Source organism: Methylobacterium sp. Leaf456 (genome assembly GCF_001425465.1).
In the GTDB taxonomy this organism is placed as follows: domain Bacteria; phylum Pseudomonadota; class Alphaproteobacteria; order Rhizobiales; family Beijerinckiaceae; genus Methylobacterium.
Genome location: NZ_LMQV01000044.1, coordinates 115,138 through 137,607 on the forward strand (window position 1 = coordinate 115,138; position 22,470 = coordinate 137,607).

Genomic DNA, 22,470 nt, shown 5'->3' on the forward strand with positions numbered 1-22,470 from the left:
GGCTCGGATTTCGCCGAAAGCGTATCCGCGATAGCCCGCGCGGGTCGAAGGCGGATCGGAGGGGGAAGTGTCAAGATGTGCGCCATGAACCGAGGATGACGCGAGTTTTCAGATCGGCGCAAGCCTTTGGCAAAACATTGGAAATACTTTAAATCGCGCTTGCTCAGTCTCGATTTGGAAGAATTCAAGCGGGCCCGAAAAGGGCCTGCGGCACGGCGAGTTGGCGCCGGGGCCGCGCGGCGGTCACCGCACCGGCCGGTCGAAGGCCTTGGCCGGGTACGGCTCGTCCTTGAGGGTGAAGTGCCACCATTCCTGCGGGTAGGGGGTGAGGCCGGCCCGAATCATCACCGCGCGCAACCGCAGGCGGTTCGCCCGCGCCGCCGGCCCGACGAGCCCCGACTCGGTGGCGGAGGCCTCGTCGAACAGGTCGAACGGCGTGCCCATGTCGAGTTCCGCGCCGTCGGCGCGCCGCACCAGGGTCAGGTCCACGGTCGAACCGCGGGAATGCGACGAGCGCTCGGCGATGTAGCCGAGGCGAAACAGGTCGGCCTTGTCGGTGCGGGGGTAATAGGCCGCCTTCATCCGGGTGTCCGCCGGATCGCGGGCCCAGGCGGCGAAGTCCGCGACCGCTTGGACCGGCCGGTAGCAGTCGAACACCTTGAGCCCGAGGCCCTCCGGGGCGAGGTCGGCCTGGACGCGGGCGAGCGCGCGGGCCGCCGGCGGCGTCAGTAGGCAGCGCGGCGCCGCGTAGCCGGCGATCGGCCGGCCCACGAAGTTGTCGGAGCCGGCATAGCGCATCTCGACGGCGAGGCCCGGCACGAGTCCGGCGGCATCAATGAGCGGGTCGGCCGAAGCCGGCGCGGCGCCCGCGAGGACCAAGCCGGTCAGGGCCGTGCGCATCAGGCCCGCCATGCCAGCAGCCCCGCGCCCAGCGCGATCAGACCGACGCCGAGCCAGTGGAGCGGCGCCAGCCGTTCGCCGAGGAACGCCACGGCGAACACGGCGACCAGCACGACGCTGAGCTTGTCGAGTGGGGCGACGCGGGAGGCCTCGCCCAGCGACAGCGCCCGGAAATAGCACAGCCACGAGGCCCCGGTGGCGAGCCCCGACAGGACGAGGAGCCCGGCGGCCCGGCCGGGCACGCGGGCGAGATCGGGGATCTGCCCGGCCGCGGCGACGATGCCGCCGGTGAGCGCCAGGATCACGATGGTCCGCAGGAAGGTCGCGACATCGGGCGGCACGCCCTCGACGCCGGCCTTGGCCAGGATGGCGGTAACTGCCGCGAAGACGGCGGAGAGCAGCGCCCAGAAGCGCCAGGAGGCGAGGAGGTCGCTGCTCATCGCTAGAGAACCTGCCGCATCACCACGAGCGCCAGCGCGAGCCCGCCGATGCCGGCCAGCACGGAGATCAGCACGTAGGCGAGCGCCGCGCCCCCATCGCCCCGCTCGATCAGGGTGAAGGCTTCGAGCGAGAAGGTCGAGAAGGTGGTGAAGCCGCCGAGCACGCCGGTGGCGAGAAAGAGCCGGGCCTGGGGCGGCCCGCCGCGCAGCGCGAACCAGCCGGTGACGATTCCCATCAGCACCGAGCCGACCACGTTGATCGTCAGCGTCCCCCACGGGAAGGTCGATCCGAGCCGGAGTGCGGCTAGGTTGGCTCCATGGCGCAGAACGCCGCCGAGGCCGGCACCGAGGAAGACCAGAAGGGTGTTCAAAGGGCGAAGTGCTCCGGTCGATCTCAGGTCTCCGATCGATCGCGGCGGTCGCTGTTGCGCCTCCCCTCCCCACAAGGGGGAGGGGACAGCCACCGCAATTGGAGCGATCAAACGGAAACGGTCCGATCCGCTTCGTACATTCCACCAACCACCGTGCAAGGCCGGTGCCGCGAAACGGCAACGGCCCGGAGCGCACGTGCGCCCCGGGCCGCGACCCATCCGTCATTCCAAAGGAATCAGCCCTCGCCGAGCACCTTGTCGATGGTGATCGGCAGGTGGCGGATGCGCTTGCCGGTGGCGTGGAACACCGCGTTGGAGATCGCCGCCGCGACACCCACGATGCCGATCTCGCCCAGGCCCTTCACGCCGAGCGGGTTCGCCTTGTCCTCCTCATCGACGAAGATCACGTCGATGTCGGGAATGTCGGCGTGAACCGGCACGTGGTACTCGCCGAGATTGTGGTTCATGAACCGGCCGATGCGGTGGTCGAGCATCGACTCTTCATGCAGCGCCGAGCCGATCCCCATCACGACGCCGCCGAGGATCTGGCTGCGCGCGGTCTTCGGATTGAGCACCTTGCCCGCCGCGATCGCCGAGACGACGCGGGTGCAGCGCACGACCCCAAGTTCCTCGTCGATCTTCACCTCGGCGAAGACCGCGGAGTGGGTGTAGGCGTTGTATTTTTCCTCGAAGTCCTTGTCGGGCGCGGCCTCGCCGGTCGCTTCCAGCTTTTCGGTGCCGGTCGCCTTCATTACGTCGGTGAGGGCGACGCTCTTGGAGGGATCGCCCGCGACCTCGATACGGCCGTTCGTGAAGACGACGCGCTCGAAATCGACGTTGGCGAGCGGGGAGTTCTCCATGCCGCGCGCCAGCCGGAATGCCTGCTCGGCGATATCGCGGCACGCCTTCATCACGGCGGTGCCCGACGAGGCCGCGGTCCACGAGCCGCCGGCCACGGGGGCCTGCGCGAGATGCGTGTCGCCGAGCTTGGTCGTCACATGGTCGAGCGGGAGCCCCAGCGTGTCGGCGGCGATCTGGGTCAGGATCGTGTAGGTGCCGGTGCCGATGTCGCCGGTCTGGTTGCCGACCTCCAGCCGCCCATCCGCGCCGAGCACGGCGCGGGCGCTCGACTGCATCATCATCGATTCCCAGATGCCGGTCGCCATGCCCCAGCCGACCAGTTCCTTGCTCTCGCGCATGGAGCGGGGCTCCGGCTTGCGGCTCGCCCAGCCAAAGGCTTCCGCGCCCTGGCGGAAGGCCTCGCGCAGTTCCTTGGAGCCGAACGGCTTGTCCTCGGTCTGGTCGCCCTCGGAATAGTTCTTGAGGCGCAGCTGCACCGGGTCCTGGCCCGAGGCGTAGGCGAGTTCGTCCATCGCCGTCTCAATAGCGTAGACGCCGGTGACGGCGCCGGGGGCCCGCATGTCGCCCGGCGTCGGCGTGTCGAGCTTGGTCAGGCTGTAGGTAAGCGCGACGTTGTCGCACTCGTAGAGGACGCCCGACCAGTTGACGATCACCTCCTGGTAATCCTCGTAGGTCGAGGTGCCCTGCACCGCATCGTGCTTGAGCGCCTGGAGCTTGCCCGAGCGGTCGGCGCCGAGCGAGACCGTCTGGACGGCTTCCGAGCGGTAGGTGAAGGACCACATCTGGTCGCGGGTGAGCGTCACCCGCACCGAGCGGCCGAGATCTTTTGCCGCCAGCATCGCCAGGAAGAGCTGGTATTGCGGGCGAAGCCCCGATCCGAAACCGCCGCCGAGATAGGGGTTGAGCACCCGCACCTGCTCGGGCTTCAGGCCAAAGGCGCCGCCGAGATAGGCCTGGGTGTTCGCCACTCCCTGGATCTTGTCGTAGACCGTGTAGGTGCCGTCCTTCTCCACGACGACGGTCGAGGCGTGCGGCTCCATCGGGTTGTGGTGCTCGTCGGCCATCCGGTAGCGGCCGTTGACGCGGATCTCGGACGCGTCGAAGGCACCCGCGGCGTCGCCCCACGGCTCCGGCGGCGGCTTGATGCCGTTGCGCTTCGTCGGCGGATCGTAGGCCTCGCCGGCCTGCGCCGCGACGTCGGTGAGCGGGGCGGCGGTCTCGTACTCCACCCGCACCAGCGAGGCGGCGTAGCGCGCGGTCTCGAAATCCTCGGCGACGACGAGCGCCACCGGCTGGCCTGAGAATACGATGCTATCGCTCGCCAGCGCCTGGAACGGCGCGCCGGGGGGCGCCACCGCGTCCTGATAATCCTCCGGCTTCTGCGAGGTCGCCGGGCGGTTCTCGTGGGTGATAACCTTGACGACGCCGGGTACCGCTTCCGCGCTCGCCGCGTCGATGCGGGCGATGCGGCCCTTGGCGACGGCACTCGACACGACGACGCCGTAGGTAAGGTCGGGCGCGGCGAACTCGCCGGCATATTTGGCGAGGCCGGTCACCTTGGCCGGGCCGTCGATGCGGCTGATGGCTTGACCGACGAAGCGGTCGCGGCCGGCCGCCGGGCTGAACTGGACGGTCATGGCAGCTCCTTACTGGATGCGCTTGTCGGACTGGGACTGGGGCGTGCCGGCAGCGGCCTGTTCCAGGCCGCGGACGATGGCGCGACGCGCCAATTCGATCTTGAAGCCGTTGGTCGATTGCGGCTTCGCCTCCCGAAGGATCAGGTCGGCTGCCGCCGCGAAGGTCTCGCGGGTGGCCGGCTCGCCCTGAAGCAGCGCCTCGGCTTCCGTATTACGCCACGGCTTGTGGGCGACGCCGCCGAGCGCGAGCCGCGCGGTGCGGATCGTCTGCCCGTCGAGTTCGAGCGCGGCGGCGACCGAGACCAGCGCGAAGGCGTAGGACAGCCGGTCGCGCAGCTTCAGGTAGGTGAAGTTCGTGGTGAACGACTTCGCCGGCAGATCGACCGCGACGATGATTTCGCCGGGTGCGAGGTTGGTGTCCTTGGCCGGATCGTCGCCGGGCAGGCGGTGGAACTCGGCGATCGGGATCGCGCGGTCGCCGTTCGGCCCGCTCACCTGCACCACCGCCTCCAGGGCTGCCAGCGCCACGGCCATGTCGGACGGGTGCGTGGCGATGCAGTGCTCGCTCGCCCCCAGGATCGCGTGGATGCGGTTGACGCCGCCAATGGCGCTGCAACCGGTGCCGGGCTCGCGCTTGTTGCAGGGCGTGGCCGTATCGTAGAAGTAGTAGCAACGGGTCCGCTGCAACAGGTTGCCGCCGGTCGAGGCGGCATTGCGCAGCTGCGCCGAGGCGCCGGCCAGGATCGCGCTCGACAGGAGCGGGTAGCGCTCCTTGACAGCTGAGTCGTAGGCGACCGTCGCGTTGGTCACGAGCGCGCCGATGCGAAGCCCGCCGTCGCGTTCCTCGATGTCGCGCAGCGGCAGGCGGGTGATGTCGACGAGCCGGCCCGGCCGCTCGACGTCGTACTTCATCAGGTCGATCAGGTTGGTGCCGCCGGCGATGAAGCGGGCCGCCGGGTCGGCGCCGAGCGCCTGCACCGCCTCCGCCACGGTGTTCGGGCGGACGTAATCGAAGCGGTTCATCGGGCGCCTCCCTGCTGCATCACATCCTCGATGGCATCGACGATGTTGGTGTAGGCGCCGCAGCGGCAGATGTTGCCGCTCATCGCCTCGCGGATCTCGTCGCGCGAATGGGCGTGGCCCTCGTTCATCAGCCCGACCGAGGAGCAGAGCTGGCCCGGCGTGCAGTAGCCGCACTGGAACGCATCGTGCTCGACGAAGGCTTCCTGGATCGGGTGGAGACTGTTCTTGCCCTCCCGCGCCGCGAGGCTCGCCAGCCCCTCGACGGTGGTGATCTCGGCCCCGTCCTTCATCACCGCGAGGGTGAGGCAGGAATTGATGCGCGTGCCGTCGACCAGCACCGTGCAAGCACCGCATTGGCCGTGGTCGCAGCCCTTCTTGGTGCCGGTGAGGTCGAGGCGCTCACGCAGGAGGTCGAGAAGCGTCGTCCAGGGCGCCACCTGAATGTTGCGGCGCTCGCCGTTGATGGTCAGGCTGATGCCGATGGTCCCGGCCGCGCCGGGCGAGCCGCTGTCGATAAGCATGGTGGTGTCCGTGCCGAGGCGTCGCCCCGCGACGATCTTCGATGGGGCTCGAAGTCGTGGCGGGGGTTCGCGTCATGGATGGGCGGGCTGAAGCCGCCGGGTCGTTTCCATAACCGTTCCAAGGTGAGGCCGTTCCGAAGGGTCGCGCACGGGCCGGGCGGCTCGCGGTGGATCGGTGGGATCGGCAAATGCCGAATTCGCGTCGGCGTTGTGAGCCGATGATGCTGTGGAGCTTTTCTCAAACGCGCGTCATTCCGGGGCGCGAAGCGAACCCGGAATGACGGGGGGGGGGTGGATGAGGGCCACCGTCGCCATCTCGACAAGAGTGCCGGCTCTCGGGTCCGACCACGCAAGCCTTTCCGCGGCGGCGCGGCGATGCTAGCTCCGGCACCAAGTGACCTCCGCCCGGAGCCCCCATGTCCGCGACGCTCGATCCCGTCCTCAACGACATCGACCGCGACCTCGATGGCGCGCTGGAGCGCCTGTTCGCGTGGCTGCGCATCGCGTCGATCTCGACCGATCCGGCCTATGCCGGCCAGTGCCGCGAGGCGGCCCACTGGCTCGAAGGCAACCTGACGGCCCTTGGCTTCGCGACCAGCGTGGAGGAGACTTCGCTCCATCCGGTCGTGCTGGCGCATCGCCCCAAGGCGAACGCGCCGCACGTGCTGTTCTACGGCCATTACGACGTGCAGCCGGTGGACCCGCTGAACCTGTGGCAGACCGCGCCGTTCGAGCCGCGGATCGCCGAGGCGGATGGTTCGAAAAGAATCGTCGCCCGCGGGGCCTCCGACGACAAGGGTCAGGTGATGACTTTCGTCGAGGCCTGCCGGGCGCATCTGGCCATGAACGGCGACCTCCCGGTCGGCGTCACCATCCTGGTCGAAGGCGCCGAGGAGAACGGCTCTCAAGGGCTGCCCGAATGGGTCGCGCAGAACCGCGACCGCCTCAAGGCCGACGTGGCGCTGGTCTGCGACACCGGCATGTGGGACCGGCAGACCCCGCAGATCACCACCTCGCTCCGGGGGCTGGCCTATTCCGAGGTCAAGGTGACTTGCGCCGACCGCGACCTGCATTCGGGCTTCTTCGGCGGGGCGGCGGCCAACCCGATCCACGTGCTGTCGAAGATTCTCGCGGCTCTGCACGACGACGACGGCCGGGTGACGCTGCCGGGCTTCTACGAGGGCGTGCGCGAGCCCCCGGTCGAGTTGCTGGAGCAGTGGCGCGGCCTCGGCCTCACCCCGGAAAAGTTCCTCGGGCCGATCGGCCTCAAGCAGCCGGCGGGCGAGCGCGGGCGGCTGCCGATCGAGCTGATCCAGTCGCGCCCGGCCTGCGACGTCAACGGCATCATCGGCGGCTACACGGGCGAGGGGACCAAGACGGTCATCGCGAGCCAAGCCTCGGCCAAGGTCTCGTTCCGCCTCGTGGACGATCAGGACCCGGAAAAGCTGGCAAAAACCTTCGAGGCCTTCGTGCGCGAGCGGGTGCCCGCCGACTGCTCGGTCGAGGTGATCTGCTACAAGGGCTCCCGCGCCGTGGCGCTCCCCTACGACATGCCGCAGCTCGACGCGGCCAAGCGCGCGCTCGCCGAGGAATGGGGCCGCGAGGCGGTGGCCGTCGGCGCGGGTGGCTCGATCCCGATCGTCGGCGACTTCAAGCGTATCCTCGGCCTCGACACCCTCCTGATCGGCTTCGGCCTCGACGACGACCGCATTCACTCGCCCAACGAGAAGTACGAGCTGTCGAGCTTCCACAAGGGCACCCGCTCCTGGGCGCGCATCCTCCAGGCGCTCGCGGACGCGCGGGGCTGATGCGGCCTCGGACTTATCCCACCCATCCCCCTCATCCTGAGGTGCTGCGCAGCAGCCTCGAAGGAGGACTCCAGGGATCGCAGTGCCGTCCTGTGTCCTCCTTCGCGGGCGACGCTGCGCGCCGTCTCCTCAGGATGCGGGCGCGGGTGGGATGGCGTCCGTGCACCGCGTGAGTTCCGACCCGACGCCGGGCCGGCTCTTCGCCGGCTCGCAAAACACCGCCGTGCTCCGCCTCCCCCTGCTGCCGGCCCTGCCGATCCCCCTCGGCATCGCGGCGCCTGCCGGCGTAACGCTCGCCACCTGGGCCTTTTCCGGCCTGGAGGAGGGCGCCGCAGGCGGCCCCGTCTGCCTGCTCGCGCTCGAAGGCACCCTCGACGGCATACTTGGCCGCGACCTCACCCTCGCCACGCACTTTCGCGACATCCCAATCCGCTGCGAGCCCGCTTCCGAGGCCTTGAGCGAGGCCGAGCGCACCCTGCTCGCCCGCGCCCTGCTCTCCGCCGGCCCGAGCGGCCTTGCCGCGCTCGCCGGGTTGCTCTCCTTGATCGAGCCGGCGCTTGCCGCCCTTGCCCCCACCGATGACGCGCCCGCGCTAACCCAAACAGGGCCCGGCGCCACGCTCACCGGCACCGCCATTCCGCACGCCTTGCTGATCCACACCGCCGCCGGCTGGGGGTGCGCCCGTGTCGCGACGGGACGGTTGCATTTCGCCGGAGACGCCTGCGTCCGTCTCACCCTCGAACCGCTCTGGGGCGCGGCCCCGGACGGCGCGCGGGCCGCCGTCGCGCTCCAGGCCCACGGCTTCGTGCCGCTCCGCGTCCGGACGGCGTGATGGCGCACGAACCCGCCATCCTCGTCCTCGCCCCGATGCCCGCCGCGCCCGCGAGCGCGGGCAACCGCCGCCGGCTGGTCGCCACCTGCGAGGCTCTGGCGCGGGGCGGGTTCGCGGTCGACCTCGCCTATCTGGCCCACGAGGATCAGGTCTATCGCCGCTTCGGCCAGCACCCGCCGACCGATCTTTCGGCGATGCAGGCGGCGTTCCGAAACGTCTTCCTGATCGAGCCGCGGGCGGTGATCCCGCTCAAGACGCGCGCACCCTGCTTCGGTATCGACGAATGGTGCCCGCCGGAGGCCGGCGACTTCGTCGCCTGGTATTTTTCGCACTATCCCAAGACGCACGCGGCGCTCATCAACTACGTCTTCCTCTCGGCCGCGCTGGAGCGGGTGCCGCCGGGTGTTCTGAAGCTCATCGACACCCACGACCGCTTCGCGGATCGCCAGACCCAGTACCGGCCGTTCCGCGCCGAGCCGAACTTCTTCTACACCGACGCGCCCGGCGAGGCGGCGGGCCTCGCCCGCGCCGATGTCGTGCTGGCGATCCAGGCGGCGGAGGCGCGCCATTTTGCCGGCATCTCCCCGGCCCGCGTCCTGACGCTGCCGCCGCTGTTTCCCGCGCGACGGCCGTTCGCGGTGCCGGAGCGGGTCGCCCGCATCGGCTTCCTCGGCCACGGCAACGACCCGAACCTCTTCTCCATCAGCCGCTTCGCCCGTGCCTGGGGCGCGGACTGGACGCCGGACCGGCCCGAACTCGTCATCGCGGGCGAAATCTGCCGCAGCCTCCCAGGCGTCGAGGGGCCGGGCGTGCGGCTGCTCGGCTATCTCGACCGGCTCGCCGATTTCTACGCGCAGGCCGATCTCGTCGTGGCGCCGATGCTGATGGGCTCGGGGCTGAAGATGAAGGTCGGCGAGGCGCTCTCCTACGGGCGCCCGGTGATCGGTACTGCAATCGGCCTGGAGGGCTTCGAGCCGGACGACCCGGCCCATCGCTGCCGCGACACGGAAGCCGTGAAGGCAGCCGTGCTGACGGTGGTGGCGGATCGGGCGGCGCTGGCGGAACTGACGGCGGCGAGCGAGCGGCTGTTCGCGCGCTACGCGGCGGTGGCGGAGGCGGCGGAAGCCGAGCTGATTGGGCTTTTGAGTTCTCACCACGAAGGCGGAAGAGCCCCTTCTCCCCGCACGCGGGGAGAGGGTCGCGACGACCTCGTCGTCGTCGCGACGAGCGGAAGCGGGGGTGAGGGGGCTTCTACGGATGAGACTTATCCCGAGACGCCCCTTCACCATCGCCTGCCGGCTCACTTCGGCGACGACGAGGTCGCCGAAGTCCTCTCCCCGCATGCGGGGAGAGGGGATGCGCACGATGGGGCCGCCTCACCCGAAAACATCGTCGCCGGTGGTGGCGGCCTCATCCTGACCGCCGAGCTTTCCACCCGCTCCCTCCCCACCACCGACCCCGGTCTCGGCCTCCTCGTTGCCACCGAGCGGCGCCCCGGCGACGGCAGCGCGGAATCCTACGCCTCCGAGCGGCGGCGCTGGTTCGCGAAGGTCTCCGGCGCGGAGGGGCTCGTGCCGCGGCTCGGCGCGCTTTCGGTCGCGCTCTCGCCCGAATGGGTGCGCACCCGCGCGCTGGCGCCTGCCGCCCGCGCGGCCCTGGCCCTGGCGTTCGCCGATATCGTCGCGGATTGGGAGGCGGCGGGCCGCATCGTCGGCCGGGCCGGCGAGCGGATCGAGATCGCGACCCTGCTGCCCGGCGTGCTGGCCTCCGGCTCGCATCCGAATGCGTCCTTCCTGATCGGGGAGGGCGGGGCGACCGAGCTGCGCCTGGAGCGCGTCACGCCGCTGCAACTCCGCCCGCCCGGCCCCTACGCCGACCGCACCGGCCGCCTGCCCGCCCCGGTCCCGGTGAGCCTGGGGCTTCGCGGCGAGGCGGAATTGCCTGCGAGAGCAAGCCGCCTCCTCCTGCTCACCGATGACGGCATCGGCCGCATCAGCCTGGAGGCGTCGTGAGCGACACGCCCGCTTGTTCCCGCCTCGACACCGTCGATCCCGGCCTCGGCCGCCGCGCCGCGCTCGCCGAGGCCGCGCTGATCTGGGAGGCGATCCACCGCAACGGCGTGCGCCTCGCCTTCCGGCCCGAGCCCGCGCCGGACGTGTCGGTGGTGATCGTGGCGCGCGACGCCCGCCATCTCCTGGCGCTCACCCTCACCCGGCTCTGCGCGCAGCAGATGCTGGCGGGCGTGCGCTTCGAGGTGATCCTCGTCGACAACGCCTCCTCGCCGGAAACCCGCAGCCTCTATCCCCGCCTCGACGGGATCACGCTGATCGAGAATTCTGAAAACACCGGCTTCGGCCCGGCCTGCAACGCGGGCGCGGGCGCGGCGCGGGGGCGCTTTCTGCTGTTCCTCAACCCCGACGTCGATCTGCTGCCCGGCGCCATGGCCGCGATGGCGGCGGCGTTCCGGGATCATCGGCAAGTCGGCATCGTCGGCGCCCGCCTCGTCTTCCCCGGTGGGTTTTTGCAAGAGTCCGGTGCGGGCTTTCGGGATGACGCCGGCCTCACCCACCCGCACGGGCGCGGCGATCCCGATCCGCTGGCGCCCGAGCACGCCGCCACGCGCGACGTCGGCTACGTGTCGGGCGCGGTGCTGATGATCGAGCGCGCGCTCTTCGAAAAACTCGGCGGGTTCGATCCGCTCTTCGCCCCGGCCTATTACGAGGACACCGATCTCTGCCTGCGCTGCCATCAGGCCGGGCGGCGGGTGCTGGTGCAGCCGCGGGCGACCGCGATCCACTACGAGAACGCCACCAGCGCCAAGCGCGAGGAGGTGGAGGCGCTGCTCGACCGCAACCGCGCCCGCTTCCTCGACCGCCATCGCGAAAACCTGTTCGCGCAGGGGCCCCAGCCGCGGGCGGGGGCGAGCCTCGACCACGACCCCTGGCGGTTGCGGGTGCTCTACGTCGATGACCGCGTGCCCCATCTCGATCTCGGCGCCGGCCTGCCGCGGGCCAACGCCATCCTCAACGCCATGGCGGGGCTGGGGTACAGTGTGACCTTCTTCCCCAATTACGGGGCGGATGCCGAGGAGGCGCAGCGCTACCGCGACCTCGACGAGCGCATCGAAATCCACCACGCAGGCGGCGACGAGGGGTTCGCCCGGCTCATCACCGAGCGGCGTGAATTCTACGACGTGCTCTGGGTCAGCCGCCCGCACAACATCCTGTTCGTGCTCCAGGCGCTCAACGCGCTGGGCCTCGATCCGCGCGGCTTTGTGCGCTCGCGGGTGATCTTCGATTCGGAAGCCCTGTTCTCGCTGCGCGACTTCGTGACGGAGGCCGCGACCGGCGGCAGCGCTGTCGCCGCCGACCTCGCGTGGCAGGCCGAGCGGGAGACCCGCCGCTTCGGTCTCGCCGACGCGGTGGTCTGCGTCTCGCCCGCCGAGGCGCGGGTGCTGGCACGCTACGCGTCTTGCAACGTCGCGGTGCTCGGCCATGCGCTGGCGCTGCCCGATGCGCCGAGCCCGGACTTTTCCGATCGCACCGGCTTCGTCTTCGTCGGCGCGCTCGCCTGCGAGGGCCAGCCCAACGTCGATTCTCTCGACTGGTTCTTTGGGAGCGTCTGGCCGCTCGTGCGGACCGCGCTTCCCGACGCGACGCTCACCATCGTCGGCGATATCGCCGAGACGATCCGAGACCGCTTCACCCGCGAGGGCGTCCGCATCACCGGCCGGGTGCCGCGAACCCAGCTCCATCTCGACGCCGCCCGCGTGTTCCTGGCCCCGACCCGCTTCGCCGCGGGGATCCCGCACAAGGTCCACGAGGCGGTGGCCCACGGCCTGCCCTGCCTCGCCACGCCGATTCTTTCGGAACAGCTCGGCTGGCCCGACGGAACCGGCCTGCTCGCCCGCGACTGGCGCGATCCTGAAGCCTTCGCGGCGGCCTTGATCCGCCTCCATGAGGATGCCGCGTTGTGGCGCAGTGTCCGCGAAAGCGGCCTCGCCCGGATCCGCGCGGAATGCGACCCCGAACGCTTCCGCGCCGCGATCCGCTCCCTGTGCGAGGCGCAGGTCGTCGCATGAACCGCCTCGTCGGCCTCACCTCCGGCCTCCTGCGCCGCGCCCTGCACGGAAAAGTGCCGCGCCTGTTCGACGCCGCCTATTACCGCGCCCGCAATCCGGGCGTGGCCAAGAGCGGCCTCGACCCGTTCCTGCATTACGTCTGGTTCGGCGCACGGACCGACCGCAACCCAAACGCGGATTTCGACACCGCCTTCTATCGCCGCCAGAGCGGGCCGACCCGGCTCGACCCCGTGCGCCACTACCTGCGCGAGGGCGCCGCCAAGGGGCTCGATCCGAGCCCGGCCTTCAGCACGGCGCTCTACCTCGCCCGCTACCCGGACGTGGTGGCGGCGGGCGTCAACCCGCTTGTCCATTTCCGCAACGACGGCCGGGCGGAAGGCCGCGAGGCCGCGCCCTCGCCGATCGAGCCGGACCGCCTGCGCGCGCTCGACGGCGTGGCCGAGGACCACATCCTGACGCTGCCCGATGCCGAGGGCGGGCGTTTTTCGTTGATGCTGGAGCGGCACTTGCCTCTTGATTCCGCGGCGGCGTTCGCCCCGCGGATCTGCCTCCAGCTCTGCGTCGACGGCCTCGAATACGACGCCCTGCTCGATGCGCTGCGCGCCTTCGAGGCGGGCCGGCAGGACAGCCTTGCGCTCGACATCGACACGAGCGCCGGCCCGCACCCGCCGATGCCGACCCAGTTGCTGGCGTTCGAGCGCTGCTTCCTCACCCGCTCCGGTGACGGCCGGAGTTGGGGGCTGCGCTACGCCGAATTGCGGGTGTGGGACTTGCGCCTGAAACGGCCGGGCGTGGCCGCGGTGTTTCCCGGCGGAGGATTTTTCGCGCGTAGGCTCGCGAAGGGGGAAGGATGGCCGGCGGTGTGAGCCCCCCGCTCATCCCACCCATTCCCCTCATCCTGAGGTGCTGCGAAGCAGCCTCGAAGGAGGGCTCCAGTTCGCTGAGCGATCCCTGGAGCCCTCCTTCGAGTCCTCCGCTGCGCTCCGGCACCTCAGGATGAGGGGGAGGGTGGGACGGGCCGCGGACAATGGCGGATGGTCTGTGCGGCTTCTGCCTGCCTCCCCGTCATCGCGAGGCGGAGCCGAAGCGATCCAGGGCGCGACTCTTCTGAAGAAGGTGAGACTGCGCCCACGACACGGACACCGCGCGCTCCTTCCGGACAATGCGGCGCGCTGAATTGCTTCGGCTCCGCTTCGCAATGACGGAGCGGCCGACAAGGTCGGCCAGCCCATCCCCGGAAAAAATCAAGAGAAAATCAATCCGCGAGCGAGCGCGCCTCTTCCGGCAGCATGATCGGGATGCCGTCGCGGATCGGGTAGGCCAGCTTGGCGGAGCGGCTGATCAGCTCTTCGCGGGCCGCGTCGTATTCGAGCGACTCCTTGGTCAGCGGGCAGACCAGGAGTTCGAGCAGGCGGGGATCGACTCGGGTCGCCTCGACGGGGGGGACAGCGCTGTCGGCCATGGTGTCTTCCGGGTTGTCGAACGATTGCGTCGCCCCATAGCCGGAACTGGCCGGGGCCACTATGCGAAATCGACTGGCGAATTCTACTGAAGCGTTGGCTCCGAGCCGCCACTGGTGCGCACCAACTCCATCTCGGTGACGGCCACCAGCACCTCGGCGCGGGTCTTGAGGTCGGCGGCTTCCAGCATCGCCTGCTTCTCGCGCACGCCGAAGGGGCTCATCATGCACAGCGCGTTGACGAGCGCCTCGTTGGGCGCCTCCTCGATCCCCGACCAGTCGACCTGCAGCTCGTTGGCCTCGACGAAGCGGCGCAGGGCCTGCAGCACGCTCGCGCGGTCCACGGCCTCCTCGCCGGCCCGCGGCTCGAAGTCGGAGGCGAAGGCGTCGTAGGAGACGTGGCAGCGGCGATACGCCGTGGTGACGGCGAGTTCACTCTCGACGCGGAACCGGCTGACCCCGGTGAGCGAGATCAGGTAGCGGCCGTCGCCGGTCTCGGCGAACTGGCTGATCCGCCCGGCGCAGCCGACCCGGTAGAGTTTCGGGGCCATCGGCGGCCCGCCGCCCTCGGCGTCGGGCTGGATCATGCCGATGATCCGGTCGGTGCGCAAAGCGTCGTCGATCATCGCGAGGTAGCGCGGCTCGAAGATGTTGAGCGGCATCTGCCCTCGCGGCAGCAGCAGGGCGCCGGGCAACGGGAAGACCGGGATCACGGCCGGGCAATCCGCCGGAGACTTGAGGCTCGTCTGCCCACTCATCAACGTCTCCCCTGCACGCCGGTGGGGCGTCGCGCGGTCACGAGAACAGGATCGTCGAGAGCTGGCGGCGCCCGCGGATCGCGGCCGGGTCCATCAGGCCCCAGGCCTCGAAGAACTGAAGCAGCTGCTTGCGCGCCGCGTCCTCGTTCCACGTGCGATCGGCCCGGGCGATGGCGACGAGCTGGTCCACCGCCTCGTCGCGCTTGCCCGCGGCGTTGAGGCCGAGCGCGAGGTCGAACCGGGCCTGATGGTCGTTCGGATCGGCCTCGATCCGCTTCTGGAACCCGGCGAGGTCGCCCAGGCTCTCGGCTTGGTCGGCGAGTTCGAGGGCGGCACGCACGCCGGCGAGCGTCGGGTCGTCGGCCTTGTCGGCGGGCACCATCGCGAGCACTTGGCGCGCGTTCTCGGTCTCGCCGAGTTCGAGCTGGGTCTTGGCGAGCCCGGCGACGGCCTTGAGGTTGGTGGGATCCTCGCGCAGTACGGCGGCGTACAGCTCGGAGGCCGAGGCGAGATCGCCGGCGGAGGCCACCGCGGCGGCCTCTTCGAGGATCTGGTCGATCTCGGACGGCCCGGCGAGGCGATCGACGAAGGCGCGCACCTCCGATTCCGGCACCGCGCCCATGAAGGCATCGACCGGCCGCCCGCGGTCGATCGCGATCACGGCGGGGATCGACTGAAGCCCGAGCTGCTGGCCGATCTGCTGCCACACCCCCGGATGCTCGTCGATGTTGAGCTTGGCGAGCTTCACCCGGCCGCCGGCCGCATTGACGACCTTTTCGAGGACGGGCGTGAGCTGCTTGCAGGGGCCGCACCAGGGCGCCCAGAAATCGACGATGACCGGCTGGTTCATCGACTCGGCGATGACGTCCTGCCGGAACCCCGCGGTGGTGGTGTCCTTGATCAGGCCGGCGGCGGCAGGAGCACCGGCAAGGGCACCGGCGGGGTTGGCGTCGAGCATGGAGCCCTCAAAGTCGAAACGCGTTTCGCGTGCGTTGCATCGCACGCGTTACATGGGGCTTGGCCCCCGGCCTGACCAGCGGTTTTGCCGCTGGCGGGGCAGGCCGTCGTGTCAGGGCTTGGCGCCCTCCTTCCGGTCCTGGGTGCCGTCGCCGCCGGCCTTCGAGTCGGTCTTGGCGTCGGTGACGAAGGTGCCGGCGAAGGTCTTGCCCTGCGAGGTCGCCTCGCAGGCGATCTGGGTCTTGCCGGGGGCCGGCGAGGAGAAGCGGCAGGCGCCGACGGCGGGGGCGGGGCTGCGCACGATCCCCTCGGCGTTCTTGAGGCCCGACACGATCAGGCTGACCGGCTGAAGCTGTTCGGTCTCCTCGGTGGCCTCGTGCTGGGCGCCCGCGCCGCTGAAGCTCAGGGTCTGGCCGTCCCAGGCCGCGAAATCGAAGGTGGTGCGCCCGCGGGTCACCGTGTTGACGAGCTGCTCCTTGCAGTTCTGGGTGATGTCCTTGTCGCCGATCACCAGTCGCTCGCACTGGCCGGTCATCTTGATCTCGGCCCCCTGCTGCGCCGCGGCCGGCCCGGCGGCGAGCGCCGCGAGAAGGGCGAAGAGGGAAGCGGCGCGGGTCGTCATATCTCGGTTTCCTCCGGTTCGGCCGTCGTTTCTGGCCTGAATTCTTGTGGTCTGGATTCTTGGGCGCGCCGCCCCGGCTTCAAGCGCCGAAGCGCAGGGCGCGGTCGTTGGGCGCAGCGAAGTCGAGGTCCGGCCCGAGCGGGACGATGCCGGTCGGGTTGATGGTCGGGTGGCTGCCGTAATAGTGGCGCTTGATGTGCTCGAGGTTCACCGTCGGGGCGACGCCCGGCAGGGCGTAGAGGTCGCGCAGGTAATGGGAGAGGTTCGGGTAGTCGGCGATCCGGTGGCGGTTGCACTTGAAGTGGCCGACATAGACGGCGTCGAACCGCACCAGGGTCGTGAACAGGCGGATGTCGGCCTCGGTGAGCCGCGATCCGCAGAGGTAGCGCTGGCGATCGAGCCGGTCTTCCAGCGCGTCGAGTTCGGCAAAGAGCGCGGTGAAGGCCTCCTCGTAGGCGTCCTGCTTGGTGGCGAAGCCCGCCTTGTAGACGCCGTTGTTGACCCGGTCGTAGACGCGGGCGTTGACCGCATCGATGTCTTCTCGGAGGTTTTGCGGAAAGAGGTCCGGGCCCTCGCCGCCGAAGGCGTCGTTGAGCATGCGGATGATCTCGGCCGACTCGTTCGAGACGATGGTCTCGCGCTCGCGGTCCCATAGCACCGGCACGGTGACGCGGCCGCTATAGTCGGGCTTGGCCCGCTGGTAGAGTTCGTAGACGCGCTTTGAACCGAACAGAGCGTCGGCGGTGGCGCCCGCCACGCCGCCCTCGGATTCGGGGTGAAACACCCAGCCCTCTTCCCGCATGTACGGCGAGACCACCGAGACCGAGATCGCCTCTTCCAGGCCTTTCAGCACGTGCACGATCAGGGTGCGGTGGGCCCAGGGGCAGGCGAGCGAGACGGTGAGGTGGTAGCGGCCCGGCTCACCCTTGAAGCCGCCTTCGCCCGAGGGGCCGGGCTTACCGTCGGCGGTGACCCAGTTGCGGAAAGCGGAAGCCGAGCGCTCGAAGCGACCGCCGGTCTTGGCGGTGTCGTACCACTGATCCCGCCACTGCCCATCGACCAGCAGACCCATCGCGCGGTTCCTCCCTGTCCGTGCGGGAACATGGGAGGCATGCCCGCGGATGGAAGGCCAAGATGGGCGTGGAGTCTGGCCGGGACCACGCGCGGCCCCAGATGCGGGCTCGAGACAAACCCGGAGCCCACCGATGTCCGCCCGCCTGTTCGAACCCTTGCGCCTCGACGACCTCGAACTGGAGAACCGCATCGTCATTGCGCCGATGTGCCAGTACTCGGCCCGCGGCGGTGCGGCGACCGACTGGCACATGATGCATCTCGGCCAGCTCGCCCAATCGGGCGCCGGCCTGCTGACCCTGGAGGCGACCGCGATCTCGCCCGAGGCCCGCATCTCGCCGGCCGATCTCGGCCTCTACGACGACGCCACCGAGCGGGCGCTCGCCCGCGTCCTCGACGCGATCCGCGAATACGCGCCGATTCCGGTGGCGATCCAGATCAACCATGCCGGGCGAAAGGCCTCGAGCCGGGTGCCGTGGGAGGGTGGGGCGCAGATCGACCCCGACGCGCCCGACGGCTGGCGCACCGAGGCGCCCTCGGCGGTGGCCCACACTGACGGCGAAGTGGCGCCCCACGCGCTCGACGCGGACGGTCTCAAGCGCGTGCGCGACGGCTTCGTCGCGACCGCCAAGAGGGCGTTGCGGCTCGGCATCGACGGGTTCGAGATCCACGGCGCCCACGGCTACCTGCTGCACCAGTTCCTCTCGCCGCTCTCCAACCGGCGCGCGGACTCTTACGGTGGCAGCCTGGAGAACCGGATGCGCTTCCCCCTCGAAGTGTTCGAGGCGGTGCGGGAGGTGGTGCCTGCGGGCAAGCCGGTGTGGATGCGCGTCTCAGCCACAGATTGGGTCGAGGACGGCTGGGACCTTGACCAGACGGTGGAACTCGCCCGCGCCCTCAAGGCGCGCGGGTCGGCGGCGATCCACGTCTCCACCGGCGGCCTCTCGACGGCGCAAAAAATTCCGCTGGGGCCGGGCTATCAGGTGCCCTTCGCCGAGCGAATCAAGGCGGAGACGGGGCTGACCACCATCGCGGTCGGCCTCATCACCGAGCCGGCGCAGGCGGAAGCCATCCTGGCCGAGGGCAAGGCCGACGCGGTCTCGCTCGCCCGTGCGATGCTCTACGACCCCCGCTGGCCCTGGCACGCGGCGGCCGAACTCGGCGGGCAGGTGCGGGCACCGAAGCAGTACTGGCGCTCGCAGCCGCGGGGATTCAAGGACCTGTTCACGGACGCGGCTCACGGGCAGCGATAGCCAAGAAAAAAGGGCGCCCGGCTCGCGCCGGACGCCCCTTGGTCAATCCCGAAAGACTCAGCGGCCCTGCTGGATCGCCGAGAGGATCCACGGACCCCGCGGCTCGCGCAGGAAGGTCCAGAATTCCTTGGCCTCCTGAGCGCCGTTCTCGACGTGGCGGTTGGTGGCGCGTTCGAACACTTCGTCGCGGAGCGAGAAGCGCATGGCGACGGTGGCGTATTCCACCGGGCCCTCGCGCCACGCTTCCGACAGGTCGCCCTGCAGCAGCTTGACGTCGGAGATGCGGTTGACGACGCCGCGGGCGGCGTTGGCGCGCAGCTCCTCCTCGAAGTAGCCGACCATCTCCGGCGTCACGAGGCGGCGGAGCGTGGCGACGTCCTCACGGCCGTAGGCGCCCTGGATCTCGACGAGATTGCGCTCGAACGCCTGGAAGTCGTCCGGCTGCACCTGGATCGGCTGCGGACGGGCGCCGCCCGCGAGGCCGCCGCCCATCGGGTTCATGCCGCCCATCATGCCGCCCTGGGGCGACGCGTTCTGCGGGTCGAGGCCGGAGCGGGCGTAGGCGCCGTTGCCGGCCATGGCGGGCTGCGCGCCCTCCTTGCGGCGGCGGAAGAACCGCACCGCGAACATGACGACGAGCGCGAGCAGGCCGACCTGCAGGATCAGGCCGAGGAACGAGGCGATGCCGCCGAGGCCTCCGGAGAAGCCGGCGCCGAGCAGCGCGCCGATCAGGCCGGCACCGAGCAGGCCCGCCATGAAGCCGCCGCCGAAGCGCGGGCGGTTGGGGGCGGCCATGCCGGGATTGTTCATGCCGGGGCTCGGGCTCGTCTGCGAGCGCTGCATCGGCGCGCCCATCGTGCCCGGCGAGGTCGCCGTGCCGGCGGGGGGCGAATAGGTCTTGGAGCCGCGGGAGCCGAAGCTCGATCCGCCGCCGCCCGGCCGCGCGTCGACGGTCGGTGCCGCCACGGCGAGCGAGGCCACGAGCGCGAGGAGGGTCACGACGCGCTTGACGCGCGGGGAGGAAGCCATCGGGTAAACCTCGGGTCACCGTTCTGAGAGCGGGCGGAGAATGCCCTCTCGTAGATGGGGACGGACGAGGTGCGTTTTTAGTCCGCTTTCACCGGACTGAGACGCGTTTCATCCCGCCGCCGGGAAGACGAGGCGCACGGTGGCGCCCTCGCCGGGGCGGCTGTCGAGGGAGATGGTGCCGTTCTGGCGCTTCATCAGGCCGTGGACGATGGCGAGCCCGGCCCCGCGCCCGGCCTCGCGGGTGGTGGCGAAGGGGGCGAGCGCCCGCGCCTGCATCTCCGGCGACAGGCCGTGGCCGGTATCCGTGACGGTCAGCCCCACCGCCCCCGCCTCGGGGCGCTGGAGGGTGCGGTCGCCGGGCTCGATCGCGAACAGCCGGATCGCGACGGTGCCCTCGCCCGCCATCGCCTCGCAGGCGTTGGTGATGATGTGGCCGAGCGCCAGCTCGACCTGGCTCGGGTTGCACAGGGCGGGCGGCAGGTTCTCGGGGATCGACAGGTCGATGGCGATGTGGGGCGGCAGGCCGGGACGCAGCCGGTCGAGGGCCGTCTGCACCGCTTGTCCGAGATCGACCGGGCGCAGGTCCGGCGCGATGCGGCGGGAATGGGCCAGCAATTGCCGCGTCAGCACCGCGGCGCGCTCGGACGCCTCGGTCGAGCGGGTGACGGCGCGCTGGATGAACGGCTCCGGCCGGTCGCCGAGGCGGCGCTTGAGGCCGTCGATGTAGCCGATCAGGATCTGGAGGTAGTTGTTGAACTCGTGGGCGACGCTGTTGGTCAGGAGCCCCAGCGCCTCGCGCTGGCGCGACAGGGCGAGCGCCCCTTCCGCCTCGCGGCAGCGGGTGATGTCGACGATCTGACACAGGAAGCGCGGGGGTTCGCCTGGTAGCGGAACGGCGAACAACGCGCCCCAGAACGAGGCGCCGTCCTTGCGTGCGAACAGAAGCTCGGCGCGCGTTTCCTCGTGGCGCCCGAGGGCGTCGCGCAAGGCGGCCCAGCCGGCATGGTCCGCGTGGCGGCATTCGAGCTTAGCGAGCGGCTGGCCGATCAGGTCGGCCTCAAGAAAACCCGTCAGCGCCAGCAGCGCCGGGTTGGCCGCGCGGATCGACGCGCCGGCCTCGCCCGCCTCGATCAGCAGGGAGGGCAGCGGCAGGAGCGCCGGAAATGCGTCCTCGGGAAGCGCAGTCATGCGGGACGTGGCTGCCGAAAGCCGGGCCGCGGGAGCCCTGGAAGCCTGATCGATAGCCGCTTTGCCCGCCCGCCGATACCACCCGGCGGCGGCGCGCCGGGTTCCGAGGCGCCTCAGCGCAGCCCGCGGGCCGGCTTCGTGGGCGGCTTCGCGGCCTCGGGTGCCGGGAGCTTGAGTGAAATGGCACATTCCGTCTCGCCCTTTTCCCGACACTTGCGGATCGTGTCCGCGATCTCGTCGAGTTCCGGAAACGGCTCGAAGGTCAGGTAGGTTGAGCATGGAACATGGCTGTCAGATCTTGACCATTTAGAATAAAAGTATTTTTTGTCGCCAAACAAGGCGTCTCGATATTCGAAATCGATGCAGCGATAGTAATAGCCATCCTTGCTATCGAAGAAGTATGTCTTGGTCGCCTTTTCGGGTTTGATCCGAAGCCTGACGGTGAACCTCGGAACCCCCGTGATGCGGTTCCGCATCGGTCGCTCAATGACGGCAGGGCCGTCGGCATCGGTGAGGTATTGATTCAAGAGACTAACTGCAACCTGACGGCGATAGTTGTCAGGTAGGGCCTGCAAGGCGCCGTCATCGGCCGAAGCGGCGGGTGCCGTCGAGCCACCCGGATTCGGCTGGGGCGTCAAGGTCGTCTGGCAGGCCGCGACGCTGACCGCGAGCACGGTCAAGAGGAGTGTTCGGTTCACGGCGCGCATGTGCAGTCTCGCAGAAGATCAACTGCGGGTTGATCTCGCGCAGGGCTAGCCTTAGGCATTCACGGGGACAAGGTCGGGAGCCGGTCCGCTCGATGAATCGTCGGCGCTGTGCCCGAATAGACGCAGTCGCATCCGGACTCGTTAGAGCCGCTTCCGAACCGGCCGGTGCGATGTCAGCGGTTCGCGGTGGTCACCGGCGAGGCGCCGTTGTTGAGGGTGACCCAGGCCTTGCCGTCCTGGCCCTCGCGTTTGACGAAGGAATAGCCGGTGCGCTGCCACGGCAGCACCGCGTTGGTCTTGTTGTCGAGGATCAGGTCGCCCCGGTCGGTGCGGACCATCAGCACCGCGTGGCCCTCGCCGATCTCGTCGATCACCACGGTCATGCGGAGCGCGCGGCGCGGCAGGCGCCGCTCGATCAGCATCCGGCGCTTGAGCAGCTGGATGTCCTCGCAATCGCCGAAGCCGTCGTCGGGGAAATCCCAGCGATCGACCACGCCCCAATGGGCCGCGTCGGTGATCGGTTTGATGCGGGCGTTGACCCGCCGGTTCACGCTGGAGAGCGCCTGCCACACGGCCGGCGTCAGGGCGATGATTGCGGGCTCCGCGGTATCGACGGCGCACTCGGAGGGATGGCGGAGGCAGAAGTCGTTCCAGGCGGCGACCGGCCGGGCGGGCGCGCCCTGCTCGGCGGCGGTGCCGGTCTCGGGGAGCGAGGCGACGGTCTGGGCCTGGGTGGTGGCGCCGCCGAGCAGCAGGATCGCGCCGACCATCGACAGGTGAGCCGCTCGGCGTAGGCGCCGCCCCAGCACCCCACGGGACAACGCCGATCCGTCGCCGACGCCCCCGAGCACCGCGTACCGCATGGCCGACCGTCCTGCCGCCCCCGTTTCACGGTGAAGCTTGCACGCGGCTGCGGCGGGCTCAAGACGAAAGTGAAGAATGGGTGACACGG

At 70.0% G+C, this 22,470-nt stretch carries 21 protein-coding genes; 6 read left to right on the forward strand and 15 right to left on the reverse strand.

Going from position 1 to position 22,470, the window contains the following annotated elements:
* Positions 1 to 243 precede the first annotated feature (243 nt).
* The 6 genes from ASG52_RS24440 to ASG52_RS24465 form a co-directional block, all read right to left on the reverse strand.
* The gene (locus tag ASG52_RS24440; RefSeq protein ID WP_056249917.1) at positions 244 to 900 is read right to left on the reverse strand and encodes a M15 family metallopeptidase; all 657 of its coding nucleotides are present in this window, start codon (positions 898 to 900) and stop codon (positions 244 to 246) included.
* Positions 900 to 1,340: an EamA family transporter gene (locus ASG52_RS24445; RefSeq protein WP_056249178.1), complete on the reverse strand. Its 441-nt coding sequence runs from the start codon at positions 1,338 to 1,340 to the stop codon at positions 900 to 902. Before ASG52_RS24445 ends, ASG52_RS24440 begins: the two co-directional genes overlap by 1 nt.
* A 2-nt stretch (positions 1,341 to 1,342) precedes the next feature.
* Positions 1,343 to 1,711 carry a fluoride efflux transporter CrcB gene (gene crcB, locus ASG52_RS24450; RefSeq protein ID WP_056249182.1) on the reverse strand — a complete coding sequence of 123 codons (369 nt, stop codon included), beginning with the start codon at positions 1,709 to 1,711 and terminating at the stop codon, positions 1,343 to 1,345.
* A gap of 236 nt (positions 1,712 to 1,947) precedes the next feature.
* Complete coding sequence (locus ASG52_RS24455) at positions 1,948 to 4,209, reverse strand: xanthine dehydrogenase family protein molybdopterin-binding subunit (protein ID WP_056249185.1); 2,262 nt, start codon at positions 4,207 to 4,209, stop codon at positions 1,948 to 1,950.
* A gap of 9 nt (positions 4,210 to 4,218) precedes the next feature.
* A complete protein-coding gene (locus tag ASG52_RS24460; protein WP_056249188.1) occupies positions 4,219 to 5,232 on the reverse strand; it encodes an FAD binding domain-containing protein in 1,014 nt (337 codons plus the stop codon).
* Positions 5,229 to 5,753 carry a (2Fe-2S)-binding protein gene (locus ASG52_RS24465; protein ID WP_056249193.1) on the reverse strand — a complete coding sequence of 175 codons (525 nt, stop codon included), beginning with the start codon at positions 5,751 to 5,753 and terminating at the stop codon, positions 5,229 to 5,231. The genes ASG52_RS24460 and ASG52_RS24465 overlap by 4 nt, the downstream gene beginning before the upstream one ends.
* A 416-nt stretch (positions 5,754 to 6,169) precedes the next feature.
* Here ASG52_RS24465 and ASG52_RS24470 point away from each other — a divergent pair, with 416 nt between their 5' ends.
* The 5 genes from ASG52_RS24470 (at position 6,170) to ASG52_RS24490 (ending at position 13,340) form a co-directional block, all read left to right on the forward strand.
* On the forward strand, positions 6,170 to 7,561 hold the full coding sequence (locus ASG52_RS24470) for a M20/M25/M40 family metallo-hydrolase (RefSeq protein ID WP_056249196.1): 1,392 nt from the start codon (positions 6,170 to 6,172) through the stop codon (positions 7,559 to 7,561).
* A 151-nt stretch (positions 7,562 to 7,712) separates the two neighbouring features.
* A complete protein-coding gene (locus ASG52_RS24475) occupies positions 7,713 to 8,393 on the forward strand; it encodes a hypothetical protein (protein WP_056249198.1) in 681 nt (226 codons plus the stop codon).
* Positions 8,393 to 10,405 (forward strand): glycosyltransferase, encoded by a 2,013-nt coding sequence (locus ASG52_RS24480; protein ID WP_056249200.1) that lies wholly within the window; start codon positions 8,393 to 8,395, stop codon positions 10,403 to 10,405. Before ASG52_RS24475 ends, ASG52_RS24480 begins: the two co-directional genes overlap by 1 nt.
* Positions 10,402 to 12,474 (forward strand): glycosyltransferase, encoded by a 2,073-nt coding sequence (locus tag ASG52_RS24485; protein ID WP_056249202.1) that lies wholly within the window; start codon positions 10,402 to 10,404, stop codon positions 12,472 to 12,474. Before ASG52_RS24480 ends, ASG52_RS24485 begins: the two co-directional genes overlap by 4 nt.
* The gene (locus tag ASG52_RS24490; protein ID WP_056249204.1) at positions 12,471 to 13,340 is read left to right on the forward strand and encodes a hypothetical protein; all 870 of its coding nucleotides are present in this window, start codon (positions 12,471 to 12,473) and stop codon (positions 13,338 to 13,340) included. The genes ASG52_RS24485 and ASG52_RS24490 overlap by 4 nt, the downstream gene beginning before the upstream one ends.
* A 389-nt stretch (positions 13,341 to 13,729) precedes the next feature.
* On the opposite strand, the gene ASG52_RS24495 is transcribed toward ASG52_RS24490, so the two are convergent.
* The 5 genes from ASG52_RS24495 to ASG52_RS24515 form a co-directional block, all read right to left on the reverse strand.
* A complete protein-coding gene (locus ASG52_RS24495) occupies positions 13,730 to 13,936 on the reverse strand; it encodes a Trm112 family protein (RefSeq protein ID WP_056249919.1) in 207 nt (68 codons plus the stop codon).
* Positions 13,937 to 14,019: 83 nt separating this feature from the next.
* On the reverse strand, positions 14,020 to 14,691 hold the full coding sequence (locus ASG52_RS24500) for an LON peptidase substrate-binding domain-containing protein (RefSeq protein WP_056249206.1): 672 nt from the start codon (positions 14,689 to 14,691) through the stop codon (positions 14,020 to 14,022).
* A gap of 37 nt (positions 14,692 to 14,728) precedes the next feature.
* Positions 14,729 to 15,649, reverse strand: a complete 921-nt coding sequence (locus ASG52_RS24505) for a thioredoxin family protein (protein ID WP_056249209.1) — start codon at positions 15,647 to 15,649, stop codon at positions 14,729 to 14,731.
* Between the two features lie 111 nt (positions 15,650 to 15,760).
* A complete protein-coding gene (locus ASG52_RS24510) occupies positions 15,761 to 16,270 on the reverse strand; it encodes a hypothetical protein (protein WP_056249212.1) in 510 nt (169 codons plus the stop codon).
* 79 nt (positions 16,271 to 16,349) lie between these two features.
* Positions 16,350 to 17,342, reverse strand: coding sequence for a glutathione S-transferase family protein (locus tag ASG52_RS24515; RefSeq protein WP_056249214.1), 993 nt, complete (start codon positions 17,340 to 17,342; stop codon positions 16,350 to 16,352).
* A gap of 133 nt (positions 17,343 to 17,475) precedes the next feature.
* On the opposite strand from ASG52_RS24515, the gene ASG52_RS24520 reads away from it, so the two are divergent.
* Positions 17,476 to 18,594 carry an NADH:flavin oxidoreductase/NADH oxidase gene (locus ASG52_RS24520; protein ID WP_056249217.1) on the forward strand — a complete coding sequence of 373 codons (1,119 nt, stop codon included), beginning with the start codon at positions 17,476 to 17,478 and terminating at the stop codon, positions 18,592 to 18,594.
* Positions 18,595 to 18,651: 57 nt separating this feature from the next.
* Here the strand turns inward: ASG52_RS24520 and ASG52_RS24525 are convergent, their stop codons facing one another.
* From ASG52_RS24525 to ASG52_RS24540, 4 genes are all read right to left on the reverse strand, one after another.
* On the reverse strand, positions 18,652 to 19,623 hold the full coding sequence (locus ASG52_RS24525; protein ID WP_056249218.1) for a TIM44-like domain-containing protein: 972 nt from the start codon (positions 19,621 to 19,623) through the stop codon (positions 18,652 to 18,654).
* Between the two features lie 108 nt (positions 19,624 to 19,731).
* Positions 19,732 to 20,811: an ATP-binding protein gene (locus tag ASG52_RS24530; protein ID WP_056249221.1), complete on the reverse strand. Its 1,080-nt coding sequence runs from the start codon at positions 20,809 to 20,811 to the stop codon at positions 19,732 to 19,734.
* Positions 20,812 to 20,924: 113 nt separating this feature from the next.
* Positions 20,925 to 21,518, reverse strand: coding sequence for a hypothetical protein (locus tag ASG52_RS24535; protein WP_056249224.1), 594 nt, complete (start codon positions 21,516 to 21,518; stop codon positions 20,925 to 20,927).
* Positions 21,519 to 21,691: 173 nt separating this feature from the next.
* Positions 21,692 to 22,381 carry a transglutaminase-like cysteine peptidase gene (locus ASG52_RS24540; RefSeq protein WP_056249227.1) on the reverse strand — a complete coding sequence of 230 codons (690 nt, stop codon included), beginning with the start codon at positions 22,379 to 22,381 and terminating at the stop codon, positions 21,692 to 21,694.
* Positions 22,382 to 22,470 lie beyond the last annotated feature (89 nt).